Source organism: Streptomyces sp. NPDC044719 (genome assembly GCF_056433405.1).
In genome coordinates, this window is sequence record NZ_JBWKHE010000007.1 from 137258 (window position 1) to 152092 (window position 14835).

At 71.3% G+C, this 14835-nt stretch carries 15 protein-coding genes; 6 read left to right on the forward strand and 9 right to left on the reverse strand.

All coding sequences use genetic code 11. The annotated features are described in order from the left end of the window. Positions 1-24: 24 nt before the first annotated feature. On the reverse strand, positions 25-1185 hold the full coding sequence (locus AC07DF_RS27260) for an FAD-dependent oxidoreductase (RefSeq protein ID WP_478976652.1): 1161 nt from the start codon (positions 1183-1185) through the stop codon (positions 25-27). A gap of 136 nt (positions 1186-1321) precedes the next feature. On the opposite strand from AC07DF_RS27260, the gene AC07DF_RS27265 reads away from it, so the two are divergent. After that, a complete protein-coding gene (locus AC07DF_RS27265; protein WP_478976655.1) occupies positions 1322-1999 on the forward strand; it encodes a pentapeptide repeat-containing protein in 678 nt (225 codons plus the stop codon). A 16-nt stretch (positions 2000-2015) separates the two neighbouring features. Here AC07DF_RS27265 and AC07DF_RS27270 read toward each other — a convergent pair whose 3' ends face one another. Further along, on the reverse strand, positions 2016-2672 hold the full coding sequence (locus tag AC07DF_RS27270; RefSeq protein WP_478976658.1) for a hypothetical protein: 657 nt from the start codon (positions 2670-2672) through the stop codon (positions 2016-2018). A 76-nt stretch (positions 2673-2748) separates the two neighbouring features. After that, positions 2749-3249: a hypothetical protein gene (locus AC07DF_RS27275; protein WP_399017381.1), complete on the reverse strand. Its 501-nt coding sequence runs from the start codon at positions 3247-3249 to the stop codon at positions 2749-2751. Between the two features lie 37 nt (positions 3250-3286). Between AC07DF_RS27275 and AC07DF_RS27280 the strand changes: the two genes are divergently transcribed. After that, positions 3287-4696, forward strand: a complete 1410-nt coding sequence (locus tag AC07DF_RS27280) for a M1 family metallopeptidase (protein ID WP_478976662.1) — start codon at positions 3287-3289, stop codon at positions 4694-4696. Positions 4697-4850: 154 nt separating this feature from the next. Here AC07DF_RS27280 and AC07DF_RS27285 read toward each other — a convergent pair whose 3' ends face one another. Then, positions 4851-5426: a TerD family protein gene (locus AC07DF_RS27285; protein WP_033312269.1), complete on the reverse strand. Its 576-nt coding sequence runs from the start codon at positions 5424-5426 to the stop codon at positions 4851-4853. Positions 5427-5594: 168 nt separating this feature from the next. On the opposite strand from AC07DF_RS27285, the gene arfB reads away from it, so the two are divergent. Beyond that, complete coding sequence (arfB, locus tag AC07DF_RS27290; RefSeq protein ID WP_478976667.1) at positions 5595-6032, forward strand: alternative ribosome rescue aminoacyl-tRNA hydrolase ArfB; 438 nt, start codon at positions 5595-5597, stop codon at positions 6030-6032. Between the two features lie 17 nt (positions 6033-6049). Here the strand turns inward: arfB and AC07DF_RS27295 are convergent, their stop codons facing one another. Together AC07DF_RS27295 and AC07DF_RS27300 are read right to left on the reverse strand one after the other, a co-directional pair. Further along, positions 6050-6517 carry a GNAT family N-acetyltransferase gene (locus AC07DF_RS27295; protein ID WP_478976670.1) on the reverse strand — a complete coding sequence of 156 codons (468 nt, stop codon included), beginning with the start codon at positions 6515-6517 and terminating at the stop codon, positions 6050-6052. Between the two features lie 50 nt (positions 6518-6567). Beyond that, complete coding sequence (locus AC07DF_RS27300; RefSeq protein ID WP_478976672.1) at positions 6568-7152, reverse strand: flavin reductase family protein; 585 nt, start codon at positions 7150-7152, stop codon at positions 6568-6570. A 322-nt stretch (positions 7153-7474) separates the two neighbouring features. Between AC07DF_RS27300 and cdgB the strand changes: the two genes are divergently transcribed. Together cdgB and AC07DF_RS27310 are read left to right on the forward strand one after the other, a co-directional pair. After that, on the forward strand, positions 7475-9136 hold the full coding sequence (gene cdgB / locus AC07DF_RS27305) for a diguanylate cyclase CdgB (protein WP_478976675.1): 1662 nt from the start codon (positions 7475-7477) through the stop codon (positions 9134-9136). 119 nt (positions 9137-9255) lie between these two features. Further along, positions 9256-10200 carry a CBM35 domain-containing protein gene (locus tag AC07DF_RS27310; RefSeq protein ID WP_478976678.1) on the forward strand — a complete coding sequence of 315 codons (945 nt, stop codon included), beginning with the start codon at positions 9256-9258 and terminating at the stop codon, positions 10198-10200. A gap of 9 nt (positions 10201-10209) precedes the next feature. Here the strand turns inward: AC07DF_RS27310 and AC07DF_RS27315 are convergent, their stop codons facing one another. From AC07DF_RS27315 to AC07DF_RS27325, 3 genes are all read right to left on the reverse strand, one after another. After that, complete coding sequence (locus AC07DF_RS27315; RefSeq protein ID WP_478976681.1) at positions 10210-11139, reverse strand: 1-phosphofructokinase family hexose kinase; 930 nt, start codon at positions 11137-11139, stop codon at positions 10210-10212. A gap of 128 nt (positions 11140-11267) precedes the next feature. After that, a complete protein-coding gene (gene nagA / locus AC07DF_RS27320) occupies positions 11268-12479 on the reverse strand; it encodes an N-acetylglucosamine-6-phosphate deacetylase (RefSeq protein ID WP_478976684.1) in 1212 nt (403 codons plus the stop codon). Beyond that, on the reverse strand, positions 12479-13420 hold the full coding sequence (locus tag AC07DF_RS27325) for an ROK family protein (RefSeq protein ID WP_478976687.1): 942 nt from the start codon (positions 13418-13420) through the stop codon (positions 12479-12481). Before AC07DF_RS27325 ends, nagA begins: the two co-directional genes overlap by 1 nt. Before the next feature lie 133 nt (positions 13421-13553). On the opposite strand from AC07DF_RS27325, the gene AC07DF_RS27330 reads away from it, so the two are divergent. Then, complete coding sequence (locus tag AC07DF_RS27330) at positions 13554-14807, forward strand: ABC transporter substrate-binding protein (protein WP_478976690.1); 1254 nt, start codon at positions 13554-13556, stop codon at positions 14805-14807. Positions 14808-14835 lie beyond the last annotated feature (28 nt).

The following is a 14835-nucleotide window of genomic DNA, read 5'->3' on the forward strand; positions in this document are numbered from 1 at the left end:
GTGGTCTGCGCCCAGCTTTCAACCTCAAGCTTGCTTGAGGTCAAGCTCCCGCCGGCCGAGGGCCAGGGACACCGCCGTCAGGGCGCTGTTGAAGGAGACCTCCGACAGCACACCGGGGGCCGCGACCTGGTCGCCGGCCAGGTAGACACCGTCGCCCCGGTCCACGGCGGGCCGGTCGCGCCAGCTGGTGCCGGGCAGGTCGACCGCGCCCGTACGGCCCGCCGCGACGGACTCGCGCCGCCAGGTGACGCGCTCGCGCCAGCCCGGGAAACCCAGGTCGAGCAGCTCCTCGGCGCGGGCGGTGCCGTCGGCCTTGGACTCGTGCGGGGCGAGGGGGAGCTGCCCCTGGATGAGCTGCTCGCCGGCCGGGGCGAGGCCGCGGTCCTGGGCGGTGAACCTCTCGAGCCAGCCGGGCGCGTCCAGGTCGGAGACCGCGAAGGCGTCCCCGCGCCGCGTGCGCACGGCCAGGTCGACGAGGGCGGTACGGCCGCTCGGCCAGGTCAGGGAGGGGTCGCCGAGCAGACGCCGGGCGGCGTCCAGGGAGGTCGCGACGACCACCGGGGTGTTGGTGGGGAGCGTGTCGACACGGGACAACGTCTCCATCCGGACACCCAGGTTCCAGGCCCGGGCGGCCATCCGGTCGATGAGGCTGGCCCAGCCGCCGCGCGGGTAGTGGGCCTCGGGCGGCAGCTTGGTGGCCCGGCGCAGGCGCTCCTGCACGAACGCGGCCGACAGGGAGCCGGGGTCGTGGTGGAAGAGGGCGACGGCGGAGTAGTGGGCGGCGGCCCGGGCGCCCTCCTCGCCCGCGATGCCGGTCGCCCAGCTCAGGAAGTCGACGTCCACGGGCGCCTGCCGGGCGGTCCGGCGCAGCAGCTTCAGCATCGGGAAGGGCGGGGTGCGGCGCAGCACGCCGTGGTGGCGCAGCCGTAGCCGGGCGGCCTCCAGCGGCGGGATCGGGGCGAGCGGGCCGAGGAGGTCGCGCTGCTTGAGCCAGGCCCAGTGCGGGCCGCCGCTGTAGAGGGCGTGCGGGCCTTCGTTCGTGCGGTACGGGCCCTCGGCGGTGCGGGCCCGGCCGCCGAGGGTGTGGTGGGCTTCGTGGAGGGTGACCTTGACGCCCGCCTCGGCGGCGGTGATGGCGGCGGTCAGTCCGGCGAAGCCGCCGCCGATGACGGTGATGCGGTGCATGGCTGGGATCTCCCTGGGGCCTGAGGTCGACAATCGCCTTCGGGATTACGACCGCCCGCGGGGCCTGGAATGTGACATGGCCGGTGTTCGCGCAGGTCAGGGGGTGTTGTCAGTGGTGGGGTGCAGCATGGGGGGCATGGCGAGGAGAGCGGCGGGCGGTACGGGTGTGAAGGGCGCGCGGCGACCGGAGGTGCGGCTGCCCGGGCTGGAGCCGTACGGGGGCGGTGGGCTGGAGCCGGACGGGGACTACGACGGGCTGGAGTTCCGGGACGCGGACCTCACCGGGCAGGACGGGGCGGGGGCCCGTTTCATGGACTGTGCGCTGACGGGGTGCGCGCTGGACGAGACCCGGCTGCGGCATGCCCGGTTCCTGGACTCGCTCCTCACCGGTGTGCGGGGCGTCGGCACCGACCTCGCCGAGGCGACCCTGCGGGACGTGGAGCTGACCGACGCCCGCCTGGGGGGACCGCAGTTGCACGGGGCGGTGCTGGAGCGGGTGGTGATCCGCGGCGGCAAGATCGACTATCTGAATCTGCGCACGGCCCGGCTCAGAGACGTCGTCTTCGAGGGCTGTGTCCTCGTCGAGCCGGACTTCGGGGGCGCCCGTCTGGAGCGGGTGGAGTTCGTGGACTGCGCCCTGAAGGGTGCCGACCTGCACACGGCGACCCTCACGGACGTCGACCTGCGCGGGGCCGCGTCGCTGGAGACCAGCCGGGGGCTCGACCGGCTGTCGGGAGCGGTGATCAGCACGGCGCAACTGCTGGATCTGGCACCGGTGCTGGCGGTGGAGTGGGGGATCAGGGTGGAGGGCTGACCCCGCACGCTCACCCTCAGTACTCGTACCAGCCACCTTCCCCCGCCTGCTCCGGCCAGTCATAGGACTGGTGCAGCGCTATGAGGGCGTGGACCAGACGGGGGTCCAGTCCGGGCCGCAGCAGTTGGTAATCCTCGGCCACCGCGCGGAAGACGACATGGGCGCGGTGGGAGCCGTCCCGCCAGGTGATGCGCCGGGGCGGACGGAAGCCGTCGTCGATCTCCGCCATCAGGGCCAGGAGCAGGAAGAGGAGATAGACCGGCAGCCCGAAGGGCCACCACAGCGCCCACCACACCAGTCGGCCCACGTACCCGTGCAGGACCGGCCCCGCCGCCGGTTCCACGGTCCAGCGTTCGCGACCCCACCGGAAGGCGCGGCGCCGCCGCAGGGTGATCCGCCCGAGCGGCACACCGTAGGGATCGAGGACGTGGTAGACCGCCGGGCGTCCGCTCAGCCGTGACCCCAGGGGCTGCTCCGTCACCACCCGGGCGACCGGCGCCCAGTCCTCCGCGCGCAGATGGAAGGCCCGCAGTGAGCGGAGCCGGTCCGGGGCGGGGCTGTCGGGGTCGCGGTGAAGCCGGATGATGGTGCCCCGCTCAAGCCCTTCTCCGCTGACGATGACCGGTGGCGTCATCTTGTAGTTCAGGCCGTAGGTCACGCGCCCCTGGCTCATGTCGCCGTTCTCCCCGTGTCCGCTGTATCCGCTGCCGGTCGCAGGGCGATCCTGTCAGCCCGGTGGCGGTCCGCTGTCAGGAGACCCGGGGAAATCGGGCCTGGAGGGTCCAGATCGCCGGGTTCTCGGCGAGGTCGTCGTGCAGGTCGGTGAGGTCGGCGATCAGGTCGTGCAGGAAGTCCCGGGACTCGCGGCGCAGTTCGCTGTGGGAGACGGTGAGCGGGGGCTCCTCCGCGCGCATCCAGTCGGCCTCGATGTCCACCCACCCGAAGCGGCGCTCGAACAGCATCCGGTCGGTCGACTCGGTGAAGTCCAGCTCCGCCCGCTGCGGCCGGGACGCCCGCGAGCCCGCCGGGTCCCGGTCGATCCGCTCCACGATGTCGCACAGCGCCCACGCGAAGTCGAGCACCGGCACCCATCCCCAGGCTGTGGACACCTCGTGGTCCGTCTTGGTGTCCGCCAGGTAGACGTCACCGCAGAACAGGTCGTGCCGCAGGGCGCGGACATCCGCGCGGCGGTAGTCGGTCTGCGGCGGGTCGGGGAAGCGGTTGGAGAGGGCGTAGCCGATGTCGAGCACGGAGTGATGCTGTCACGCCCCCCATAGGATCGAGATCGTGGCCCGGTCTGTACGTCTTGTCCCTGCGCTGCCCGCGCTCCTCCTGCTCGTCTCCGCCCTCGCCCTCACGGCATGTGGCGGCGGGGTCCACGGCACTCCGGGCGGCTCAGGCGTACGCGACCCCTACTTTCCGAAGGCGGGCAACGGCGGCTACGACGTCACCCACTACGGCCTGCGCCTCTCCTACGACCCCGACGCCCACCACCTCACCGGCACGGCCACACTCACCGCGCGGGCGACCAAGGACCTGTCCGCCTTCAACCTCGACCTGATCGGCCTGGACGTCGGAAAGGTCACCGTCGGCGGCGAGACGGCCCGCTGGAACCGCGCCGGGCAGGAGCTCACCGTCCGGCCGCGCGAGGACCTCGGCCGGGACGAGACGTTCCGCGTGACCATCCGCTACTCCGGGGCGCCCGAGACCGTCACCGACCCCGACGGCTCCCAGGAGGGCTGGCTGCGCACCACGGACGGGGTGCTCGCCCTGGGGGAGCCGACGGGGTCGATGGCGTGGTTCCCCGGCAACCACCACCCGTCGGACAAGGCGACGTACGACCTCACGGTGACCGTGCCGCGGGGGCTCCGGGCGGTATCCAACGGGGAGTTGCGCGACGTCACGACCGCGAAGGGCGGCCGTACGAGGTTCAGCTGGCACGCCGCCGAGCCGATGGCGAGCTACCTCGCCACGCTGGCGATCGGCCGCTACGACGTCACCCGCTCCACCGCCCGCGACGGTCTGCCCGTGTACATGGCCGTCGATCCGGTGGAGCGGGAGGCGAGCAGCGCGGTGCTCGCGCGCGTCCCCGAGATCCTGCGCTGGGCGGAGCGGCGATTCGGCCCCTACCCCTTCTCCTCCACCGGCGCGGTCGTCGACCGCGCGGCCGAGGTCGGCTACGCCCTGGAGACGCAGACCCGGCCGGTCTTCCCCGGCGCCCCCGGCCTCACCCTCCTCGTCCACGAATTCGCCCACCAGTGGTACGGCGACTCCGTCACGCCGGAGAGCTGGCGCGACATGTGGCTCAACGAGGGCTTCGCGACGTACGCGGAGTGGCTGTGGCGGGAGGACCACGGCGGGGAGAGCGCGCAGGAGTCCTTCGACGCGCTGTACGAGAACGGGGAGAAGACGTACAAGGACCTTTGGGCGTTCCCGCCCGCGAAGCCCGTGGACGCCGCGAACATCTCCGGGGACCCCGTCTACCAGCGTGGCGCGATGGTCCTCCACAAGATCCGCCAGGCCGTGGGTGACGACGAGTTCTTCGACATCCTGCGGGGGTGGGCGGCGGAGCATCGCCATGGGAACGCGGACACGGCCGACTTCACGGCGTACGTCGAGGAGCGGGCGCCCGGGGAGGACTTCGAGGGGATCTGGGAGGAGTGGCTGTACGGGGAGGGGAAGCCGGAGCGGCCGTGAGGGAGCCGAAGCGCCGTGGGGGTTTGGGCGTATGGGGGTCCGCGGGTGCGTGGTGGCTGGTCGCGCAGTTCCCCGCGCCCCCAGGAAAAGACTGGAGCCCCCGGCCCCTTGCAAGGGGCCGGGGGCTCCACAGTCAGAACAAGCTCGGCGTCCGTCAGACGTTCACGCCGAAGTCCTGGGCGATGCCGACCAGGCCCGAGGCGTAGCCCTGGCCGACCGCGCGGAACTTCCACTCAGCGCCGTTGCGGTACAGCTCGCCGAAGACCATGGCCGTCTCCGTGGCCGCGTCCTCCGACAGGTCGTAGCGCGCGATCTCGGCGCCGCCGGCCTGGTTGACGATGCGGATGTAGGCGTTGCGCACCTGGCCGAAGTTCTGCGAGCGGTTCTCGGCGTCGTAGATGGACACCGGGAAGACGATCTTGTCGATGTCGGCCGGGAGGGCGGCGAGGTTGACGTTGATCGCCTCGTCGTCGCCGGCGCCCTCACCCGTGCGGTTGTCACCGGTGTGGACGATGGTGTTGTCCGGGGTCTGCTTGTTGTTGAAGAACACGAAGTGGGCGTCCGAGTAGACCTTGCCCTGCGTGTTGACCGCGATCGCGGAGGCGTCGAGGTCGAAGTCCGTCCCGGTGGTGGTGCGGACGTCCCAGCCGAGGCCCACGGTGACGTCGGTCAGGCCCGGAGCCTCCTTGGTGAGCGAGACGTTGCCACCCTTGGACAGGCTTACAGCCATTGTTGGGAGTCCCTTCCCTCGTTTACGTACGGCAGTACGGCAAAGAAGCTGCGGCAACGAAGCTACAGCTACCCCCCTGAACGTGGAGAGGGGTACGCGAGGTTCCTGCTCCTTTACTTTCTTTACTCGCGATTATTGGGATGACGTGGACCGGACAGGAGAGGGAACATGGACGGCATGTCCGGTCCCCACGTCATCCGCGGCTCCGTCTCCCTGCCCGAGGCCGAGCTCCTGTGGCGTTTCTCGCGCTCCTCGGGGCCCGGCGGACAGCACGTCAACACCAGTGACTCGAAGGTCGAGCTCAGCTTCGACCTGGCGAAGACCGAGGCGCTGCCCGAGGTGTGGAAGCAGCGGGCGCTGGAGCGGCTGGCCGGGCGCCTGGTCGACGGAGTCGTCACCGTACGGTCCTCCGAGCACCGCTCCCAGTGGCGCAACCGCGAGTCCGCCGCCGTACGCCTGGCCGCCCTCCTGGCCGAGGCCACCGCACCCCCGCCCAAGCCGCGCAGGGCGACCCGGATTCCCCGGGGCATCAACGAGCGGCGGCTGCGCGAGAAGAAGCAGCGCTCGGAGACCAAGAGGGGGCGCTCGGCGCGGGACTGGAGCTAGTCCAGCTCCAGCATGAGCTAATCCAGCTCCAGCACCCCCACCGTCTGGCCCCCGCTGTTCTCCCCGTCCGGGCGGAAGCCGAGCCCCAGGTAGAAGCCCTCGGGGCCGGTCGGCCCCGGGTGCCAGGTGACGTAGAACTTCCCGGTGTCGCGCCGCCGCAGCTCGGCGGCGACGGACTCGACGGCGAAACGGCCGTACCCCTTGCCCTGCTCACCGGCCGCGATGTTCAGCCGCCACAGGCCCGAGCGGAAGTCCCTGCCGTCCCCGTACCAGTCGATGCCGAGGCAGGCCATGAGAAAGCCGACCGGGCGGTCGCCGTCGACGATGAGGCGGGGCCAGGCGATGCCGGGATGGACGTAGGCCTCCGCCAGTGACTTCACGACCGGGGCGACCGCGTGTTCCTGGTCGGGGCGGACGCGGATGCCGAGGGCGGCGTCGAGGTTCCCGGGGGTGATCTCTTCGAGCCGGGGCGCGGGGATCGTCATCCGGGCACCCTAGGAGCGCCCGCGCCGACGCGGCCACGGGATTTCTCAGGTCACCCCAACTGCCGGTAGCGCCCCCGGAAGTACGTCAGCGGCCCGCCCTCCGCGCTCGGTACGCGGGCGGTCAGCACACGGCCGATGACCAGCGTGTGGTCGCCGGCCGGCACGCGCTGCTCGGTGCGGCACTCCAGAACGGCCAGGGCGCCGCCCACCAGCGGTGCCCCGGTGTACTCGCCGCGCGTGTACGGGATGTCGGCGAACAGCAGCCGGTCGCTGACCCGGCCCTTCATGGCGAACCGGCCCGCGATGTGCCGTTGGCTCTCGGACAGCACGGAGACCGCCCACTGGGGCTGTTCGTCGAGCAGCTCGTCCATGCGGGAGCCCTCGCGCAGGCTCACCAGCACCATGGGCGGGTCCAGGGACACCGACATGAAGGCCGTGGCCGTCATGCCCACGTCCTCGCTGCCCGGCGCCGAGGGGTCGTCCGGGTCGAGCGGCGGCTCCTGCGCGGTCACCAGGACCACGCCCGAGGCCAGCCGGGACATGGCGGCGCGGAACTCGTCGTTGCTCACCCCCTCAGCATGCCCGGAGACGGGTGACGGAATGATCGGGGACGTGGCAGGGGGAGTGTTCGGCACATCCGAAACGCTAATCTCCGCCCCGCGCGCCACGCATCGGGCTCCCGCCCGATCAGGGTCTTAGGACTCCCGATGGACCCCGGGAAGAATATGTGCGCAACCTGACAAAATTGCGTTCGGTAGACGCACGTGAAGAACGCAGAAACTCCAGGCAATTGTTCAGCTTTACCTGTGACTTGAGTCACAAGGGGCAGGAATTGTTGACCCTGTGTACCGAGTGAGCAGCGCGCTGTGATTCAGTGGCGGGGAAGCTGCCAGGACGTACGCCGATGAGAACCCTTGATTCTTGATTCGCTGCGAGGTACTCGGGGGGAGGGCGAGCATGGAGACCGAGTCGGAGCCCTACGTCCGTCTTGCGTCCCTGCGACAACTGCACCAGGTCATGGCCGACATGAACACGGCCCGCAGCCTGGCGGACACACTGCAGACCGTCGCGGAGGGCGTCGTCGCCGCTCTCGGGTACGAGATGGCGTGCGTGAACCTCGTACGCCCCGACGGCGATCTCGTCGTCGCCGCCTTCGCCGGGAACCCCGCAGCCGAGGCCCTCATCACCGGCCGTGTCGGCTCGCGGGACTCCTGGGAACGCCGGCTCGGCATGGGCGAGCGCTGGGGCGACCTGGTGTTCATACCGCACACCGAGGGCTGGGTCCTCGACGACGACGACGTCCCGCAGTGGTACACCGACGGCCCCGCGCCCCGCTTCGAGGACGAGTGGCATCCGGCCGACCGGCTCTTCGCGCCCATGTACGCGCCCGGGCCGCAGGGCAGCGCGGCGTGCGGCGAGCTGATCGGTGTGCTCTCCGTGGACCGGCCGCGCAACGGCCGCCGCCCCGGCGCCTGGGGCCGCGAGGCCCTGCAGATGTACGCCTTCCAGGCCGCCATCGCGATCAGCAACGCCCGGCTGCGGGCCAACATGCAGCGCGCCCTCGTCCGGCTGGAGCGCGAGCAGCAGGCCCTGCGGGCGAGTGAGGAAAGCTTCAGGCAGGCCTTCGAGTACGCCCCCTCCGGCATGGCCATCGCCGAGATGGGCGGCGACCAGCACGGCCGGATCCTGCGCACGAACGACGCGCTGTGCCGGCTGCTGGGCCGCCCCGCCTCCGCGATGCGGCGCTACTCCTTCTCCGACCTGGTCCACCCCGAGGACATAGGCACCCTGCTGCGCACCTCGGCGGAGGGTGGCCGCGCGGAGCTCCGCCTCGGCCGCCGCGACGGCACGTACGTCTGGGTCTCGCTGCGCAACAGCGTGGTCGCGGACGCCGCCGACGGGCCCCGCTTCCTCCTCACCCACGTCGAGGACATCGAGGAGCGCAAGCGCCGCGAGCTGCAGCTGGCCCACCGCGCCTCGCACGACTCGCTCACCGGCCTGCCGAACTCAGCGGAGCTGCGCTCCCGCCTGTCCGCCAGGCTCTGCCAGCGCGCCGCGCCCCCGCACTCCGCCGTCGCCGAGTCCCATGACGCGGCCTACGGGCACCCCGCCTTCGACGTCGTCGGCCCCGGCTTCGACTTCCGGCAGGGCGCCGAGCCGTACGACGCCTACGACCACCATGTGCACACCGTCGCCCCGGACGGCGACCACGACGACGGTACGAAGGGCCTCGCCGTCCTCTTCTGCGACCTCGACGGCTTCAAGTCGATCAACGACCGGTTCGGGCACAACGCGGGTGACGCGGTTCTCATCGAGGTCGCCCGGCGGCTGAGCGGCGGCGTCCGCGACGGCGACACGGTCGCCCGGCTCGGGGGTGACGAATTCGTCATCCTCGCGGACGGACTCGGCCGGGCCGACGCGCAGGACCTCGCGGTCCGCCTCCGCAACGAGATCATCCAGCCCATCCGCGCCGAGGGGCGTGCCGTCCGGGTCGGAGCCAGCTTCGGCATCGGATGGGCACACTGTGGAATGACGGCGGACGAAGTGTTGAAGTCCGCTGACGAGCGGATGTACGTCGAGAAACGATCTCGTCCCAAACAACACAGACGCGCCGGGTGAACCCGAGGTCAGCGAGTTGATGCGGTCTGAGTCACCCGTTTGGGTCACTGGGAGCGGGTAGGCTCGCTCTCTCACGACCCGTACCGCATTGCACCGCACCTGACTGAGGAGACCAAGGGATGACGCCCGGCAACAACGGCGCGAGCACGCCCGAGGACGACGACCCGTTCGGCTATCTCTACGCCGACGGGCAGGCCAACGGAGCCCAGCCGCCGTCCGGGGGCTACGGCTACCCGAACTCGGTCAACAGGGTGCGGGCGGTGGGCACGCGCCAGTACGGCCAGCAGCCGCAGGCCGGGCAGACGGCGGCCTACGGTCAGGCCCCGCAGCAGCAGGGTGCGTACGGCCAGCCGAACGCGCACTACGCGGCACCGGAGACGCTGCCCGGAGGCGGCGGAGCCGTCACCGCTCCCCAGCACCAGGTACCCGGCGGCGGGGGCGGTCGCGGGGGTCGCGGCCCGAACACCAAGGGCCTGCTGATCGGCGCGGTCGCGGTGGTCGCGGCGGTCGTGATCGGCATCGGGATCGCCATGATGAGCGGCGACAAGGACAAGAACGACTCGGACGACCAGGCGGGCACGACCCCGTCGCAGTCCCAGGAGTCGGAGCCGAGCCCTTCGAAGAGCAAGGGCGGGGCGGCCAAGGAAGAGCTTCCCCAGTCCGACGCGAAGACGATGCGGCTCGGGGCGGGTGTTTCGACGGCATCGGACATCAAGGGTTCGAAGGCCGACGGTGGGGTCTATGTGACGGGCTTCAACCACGTCGGAGCGACGGTCACCTGGTCCGTCGACGGCATCAAGAAGGCCGGCGCCTACCGGCTCTACGTGCGCTACGGCATCCCGGGTGTGGACGCCAACGCCACCCTTGTGGTCAATGGCGAGGCCCAGACTCGCCCCCTCAACATGAAGAACTTCGGCGGGACACCGAAGGGCGACTATGAAAAGGGCTGGCAGGAGACGTGGGCCAACGTCAACCTGACCAAGGGCACCAACACGATCGAGCTGGCCTGCAACGAGGGCAACCAGTGCGACGCGAACCTCGACCAGTTCTGGCTGCAGAAGTGAGCGCTCTGCTCACGCCGCACTGACCTCCCCCGTCACCGTCACCCTCCCCAGCCACTCCTCGTAGACTCCCCGGTCGAACTCCCCGGCCACCGGCGCCTGCACCGTCGCCGCCGACAAGGCCGTCGCCCGGGCCAAGCGGTCCGGCCAGGGGAGGTGTTCGACGAGGCCCGAGAGCAGGCCCGCGACCGCGGAGTCGCCGGCGCCTGTCGGGTTGCCTCGTACGAAGGCTGGTGGGGCGGCGCGCCAGCGGCCCTCGGGCGAGGCCGCCAGCAGGCCATCCGCGCCCAGGGACGCGACCACCGCGCGCGCACCCCGGCGGCGGGCGTCCTGGGTGGCTCGCAGCGGGTCGTGGGAACCGGTCAGCTCCGCCAGTTCGTCGGCGTTCGGCTTGATGATGTCGGGGCGGGCGGCGACGCCGCGGCGCAGGGGTTCGCCGCTGGCGTCGAGGAGGACGGGGATGCCGGCGGACCTGGCCGTGCGGATCAGCCCGGCGTACGCACCGACCGGGACACCCGGTGGGAGGCTGCCGCACAGGGCCACCGCGGAGACGGCGGGCAGCAGGTCCTCGTAGGCCTCCTGGAAGGCCGACCATTCGGATGGCGTGATCGTGGGGCCGGGTTCGTTCAGTTGCGTCGTGTCGCCGGTCTGACCGTCCACCACCGCGACCGTGCGGCGGGTCGCGCCCGTCACCGGCACCAGAGCGTCCACCACGCCCGGCACCGAAGCGAGCCGTTCCTGTACGACCCGGCCCGTCGCACCGCCCGTGAAACCGGTCACCGTCACCTCGTGCCCGAGGGCCGCGAGGACCCGGGCCACGTTGACGCCCTTGCCGCCGGGGCGCTCCGTCACCTCGGAGACGCGGTGGGAGGCGTGCGGCCGGAGGGACCGTACGCGGTAGGTGATGTCGAGAGCGGTGTTCAGCGTGACCGTGAGGATCACCTGGTCGACCTCCCCCGATACAGAGACATGCGCTTGCTGCCGTGGACTTCCGGAGGCTCGATCATGCCAAAGAGACGGCGGTCGGCCCAGTCCTGGACTCGGCCACCGTCTCCCGACTGCGGGACGGATCAGCTCAGTTGGGGACCGACCACCCATTCGCCCCGGCGCATCACGCCCTTGAGGTCGAAGTCGGCGTCCAGGAGGACGAGGTCCGCGTCCTTGCCGGGCTCCAGGGAGCCGATGCGGTCGGCCATGCCGAGCAGTCGGGCGGGGGTCGCCGAGAGTGCCTGCACCGCGTCCTCGACGGAGAGGCCGTCGATCGTGACCGCCCGTTTGAAGGCGCGGTCCAGGGTGAGGGTGGAGCCCGCGATCGTGCCGTCCTCGACCAGGCGGGCCACGCCGTCGGCGACCTCCACCTCCAGCGGGCCGAGCCAGTAGCGGCCGTCGCCGAAACCGGCCGCGTCCATCGCGTCCGTGATGAACGAGACCCGTGACGCGCCCGCGTGGTGGAACGCCAGCCGGAGTGCGGCGGGGTGGAGGTGCGTGCCGTCGTTGATCAGCTCGACGGTGATCCGGTCGTCCTCGAGGAGTGCGGTGATCGGGCCGGGGGAGCGGTGGCCGAGGGGCGGCATCGCGTTGAAGAGGTGCGTGGCGACCGTGGCGCCCGCGTCGATGGCCTGGACCGTCTGCTCGTAGGTCGCGTCCGTGTGGCCGACCGCCGCGATGACCCCGTGTTCGGCCAGGAGGCGTACGGAGTCCAGGCCGCCGGGGAGTTCGGTGGCCAGCGTGACCATCTTCGCCTGGCCCCGGGCCGCCTCGATCAGCTTGCGGACGTCCGCGGGGTGCGGGTCGCGCAGGAGGTTCTCGGCGTGGGCGCCCTTGCGGCAGGGGGAGATGAACGGGCCCTCGAAGTGGACGCCGGCGATCTCGCCCTGCTCGGCCAGCTCGCTCAGCAGGCCGGCGCGTCGGGAGAGGAAGTCCATGTCGCCGGTGACGGTGGAGGCGACCAGGGTGGTCGTGCCGTGCAGGCGGTGCGTGTGGATGCCCTTGAGGATGTCCTCGGCCGTGCCGGAGGTGAAGGAGGCTCCGCCTCCGCCGTGGTTGTGGAGGTCGACGAAGCCGGGGATCACGTAGTGGTCTGTTACGTCGATGACCTTGGCGTTTTCCGGGGCTGTGGCGGTGATGCGGGTGCCGTTGATGACGACCCGGCCGTTCGTGACCGTTTCCGTGGGGAGGATCACGGTCGCGCCGGTGAGGACCGTGGGGGTTCCCGATGGTGCGGAGTGCGGGTGGTGTGTGGCTCGTCGCGCAGTTCCCCGCGCCCCTGGGGCATCGGTCATCAGGGCGTTACCTCCATACGGTCGGTCCGGTCGAGGAGATCCCGGGCAAGCAGGCCCGCGCCCAGACATCCGGCCGCGTCCCCCAGGGCCGCGGGGACGATCGACGGCTGTTTCTGGAAGGTGATGCGGCTGCGGATCGCTTCCCGCAGGGGTGTGAACAGGGTTTCCCCCGCTTCCGCCAGGCCACCGCCGATGATCAAAGTACGTGGATCCAGCAAGGTCAGGGCCGTGACCAGGCCGTCGGCCAGGGCGTCGATCGCGTCCTGCCAGACCTCCTGGGCTCGCGGATCGCCGGACTCGACGGCCTTCGCGCAGTCGGCCGCGTCCGCGTCCGGGTCGCCCGAGGCCGCGGCCCAGGCCTCGCTGACGGCGGCCGCCGACGCGAAGCGCTCCAGGCAGCCGCGCTGCCCGCAGGGACAGGGGGCTCCGCCGGGCCGTACGACGATGTGGCCGATCTCGCCCGCGAAGCCGTGCGCGCCCGACTCGACCCGGCCCTCGACGCCGATGCCGCCCGCGATGCCGGTGCCCAGCGCCACGAACAGGAACCGGTCGGCGCCGCGGCCCGCGCCGACCCGGCCCTCGGCGAGAGCGCCGGTGCGGACGTCGTGGCCGAGGGCGACCGGGACGCCCAGCCGCTCCGCGAGCGCGTCGCGCAGCGGGACGTCGCGCCAGCCGAGGTTCGCCGAGTAGACGGCGACGCCGTGTGCCTCGTCGACGATGCCGGGCACGACCACGCCCGCGGCGGCCGCGGGCGTGCCGAAGTGCTCGGCGCCGTGGGCGCGCAGCTCGGCGGCGAAGTCGAGGATGCCCGCGACGACGGCGTCCGGCCCCTGGTCGCGTCCGGTGGCCCGGCGGGCCCGGTGCAGCACTTCGCCCCCGGGTCCGGCCAGAGCGGCCTTCATTCCGGTGCCGCCCACGTCGAGGGCGATGACATGTCTCACGGAACACAGTGTGACCCGGGGACCCGCAAGAGGTCTAGTCCACTCACGTGGTGTAGACCTTATTCCGAATATCGAAAGTTTTCGGCGGCGGTGACGCCAGGGTTGGGGAAGAACAGCGGTGCAGCGGCGGCGGATGGCAGGAACGATCGCGGTGGTGTCCGCACTGGGCATGACGGCGGTCCTCGGCGGCTGCGGTGTGACGGGCGGCTCGGGCGACGTGACCCTGAAGCTGGTCGCCGCCGACTACGGCGACAGCAAGGCCAACAGCTCCCAGAAGTACTGGGACGAGCTCGTCGAGGAGTACGAGGCCGAGCACCCCGGTGTGCGGATCGACGTCAGCGTCTACTCCTGGAACGACGTCGACCGCAAGGTCCGGGAGATGGTCGCCGCCGGTGACCCGCCCGACATGGCGCAGATCGGCTCGTACGCCGGTTACGCGGCACGGAACCAGCTCTACAAGGCCGACGAGCTGCTCTCCATACCCGTGCAGGCCGACTTCGTCGGGCAGCTGGCCTCCGCGGGGCAGGTGAAGGGCGTGCAGTACGGCATGCCGTTCGCCTCCTCCACGCGCGTGCTCTTCTACAACAAGACCCTCTTCTCCGAGGCCGGCATCACCCCGCCCAAGAGCTGGGACGACCTGGCCGACGACGCCGAGGCGCTCAAGGCGGAGGGCGTGACGTACCCGTACGCGCTGCCCCTCGGCCCGGAGGAGGCGCCTGCCGAGGCCATGCAGTGGATGCTCAGCGGCGGGGGCGGCTACACCGACAGCGTCGACGGCTACGGCATCGACGCCCCGGAGAACGTCGACACCTTCACCTGGCTGAAGGACGAACTGGTCGGCAACGAGCTGACCGGGCCGGTCGCGCCCGGGGAGCTCAACCGGGCCGATGCGTTCGCCGCCTTCGCCAAGGGCGAGGTCGGCATGGTCAACGGGCACCCGTCGCTGATGAACATCGCCGCGAAGAAGGGCGTCAAGTACGGCATGGTGCCGACGCCGGGCAAGGAAGGCACGAGCAAGTCCACGCTCGGTGTCGCCGACTGGATGACGGCCTTCCGCAAGAACGGCCACCGCGACCAGGTCGGCGACTTCCTCGACTTCGTCTACAGCGAGAAGAACGTGCTGGCCTTCTCCCGCGAGTACGACCTGCTGCCGGTCACCACCTCCGCGTCCGAGACCATGTCCGTCTCCGACCAGGACCGGCACCTCAGGCCGTTCCTGGAGGAGCTGCTGACGTCCGAGCTCTACCCGGTCGGCAAGACCTCCTGGGCCGACGTCAGCGCCGAGATCAAACAGCGGATCGGCAAGGCCGTCGCCCCCGGCGGCAGCCCCTCGGCCGTTCTGGGCCGGCTCCAGGCGGAGGCGTCCCGGGCGGAGAACGCGGAGTAGTCCGACGGACTGTCGGCGGCGGGCGTTA